General features: G+C 73.1%; 3 protein-coding genes and 1 CRISPR repeat array. Of the genes, 1 reads left to right on the forward strand and 2 read right to left on the reverse strand.

Annotation, left to right across the window (positions count from 1 at the left end):
- Window positions 1-99, reverse strand: a 99-nt coding sequence (locus LJ221_RS23770; RefSeq protein ID WP_372516060.1) for a transposase, incomplete at its 3' end; no start/stop codon positions are given.
- A 33-nt stretch (window positions 100-132) separates the two neighbouring features.
- Window positions 133-405: a CRISPR direct-repeat array (repeat unit 29 nt; unit sequence GTCCTCCCCGCCGACGCGGGGGTGTTCCG).
- A 93-nt stretch (window positions 406-498) separates the two neighbouring features.
- Window positions 499-792, reverse strand: coding sequence for a replication-relaxation family protein (locus LJ221_RS16100; protein WP_308314795.1), 294 nt, complete (start codon window positions 790-792; stop codon window positions 499-501).
- Here LJ221_RS16100 and LJ221_RS16105 point away from each other — a divergent pair.
- Window positions 685-1,005, forward strand: a 321-nt coding sequence (locus tag LJ221_RS16105) for a hypothetical protein (RefSeq protein ID WP_374228476.1), incomplete at its 3' end; no start/stop codon positions are given. The two genes, LJ221_RS16100 and LJ221_RS16105, sit on opposite strands and share 108 nt — an antisense overlap.

The following is a 1,005-nucleotide window of genomic DNA, read 5'->3' on the forward strand; positions in this document are numbered from 1 at the left end:
CCGGTGATCACGCCACGGCCGACCACGCCCGTCCACCCGCGGCAACAAGGGCTCTATCCGCTCCCACGCCGCGTCCGTCAACTCACCTCGACCTGCCACAAGATCAATTATCAGACAGGTCCTAGGGGCCGGGTCCTCCCCGCCGACGCGGGGGTGTTCCGCAGCGAAAGCAAATGACCTGGGTGCGGTCACCGTCCTCCCCGCCGACGCGGGGGTGTTCCGGCAGCGAAGCGCGTGCAGGAAACGAGCGAGAGGTCCTCCCCGCCGACGCGGGGGTGTTCCGCCGACCTCTCCCGTGCCCGGATCTACCAGATCGTCCTCCCCGCCGACGCGGGGGTGTTCCGTCCGTGGGGGCCTACGCCTACGGCACGCGCGGGTCCTCCCCGCCGACGCGGGGGTGTTCCGCCCTGTACGCGGGTCCGGCGCGGGGCGCGGGCGACGGTGCCGCGGCCGGTGGGGGTGCGGTGCGGTAGGCGTTGTAGCGGTCCAGCTTGGCGGTCAGGCGCGTGTAGGACAGGTGCGGTCGATCTCCACGAAGGCGGTGGAGCCGTCGGCCAGGAGCACCACGGCGTCGGGGATGAGAGGGCCGGCCGGGGTGAGGTGGGTGACTTCGAGGTGCCAGTCGGCGTGGTCGGCCACCTCCGCCTGCTGGAAAGCGACGACGGTGTCGACCACGGCCAGGGCGTGCTCGCGAAGACCCGTCTTGCTGGCGGCGACGCGCTTATCGGTGGTCCGGCCGGTCGTCGGCGCGAGCTCACCGGAGGCAGCGGCTTCGGCCAGACCCGCCGGGATGCAGTGCCAGTAGCGGGGCTCACCGCGGGGCTTGCTGCGGGGCTCGCTGCCGCGGCGGTGTTCGCCGGAGCCGGCAGCGCCTGGTCCAGGTCCTCGCTGGACGTGCGGTCGGTGGTGAAGCGCGGCTCGTGGGTGGGGCCGGGTGCGTGGTCGGCGGGCACGGTGTCCTCACATTCCTCCGGCCTGTCGGCCGGATCGACGGTGGGGGGGGGG

The sequence above is a fragment of the Streptomyces sp. CNQ085 genome (assembly GCF_022614595.1).
Taxonomy (GTDB): Bacteria; Actinomycetota; Actinomycetes; order Streptomycetales; family Streptomycetaceae; genus Streptomyces.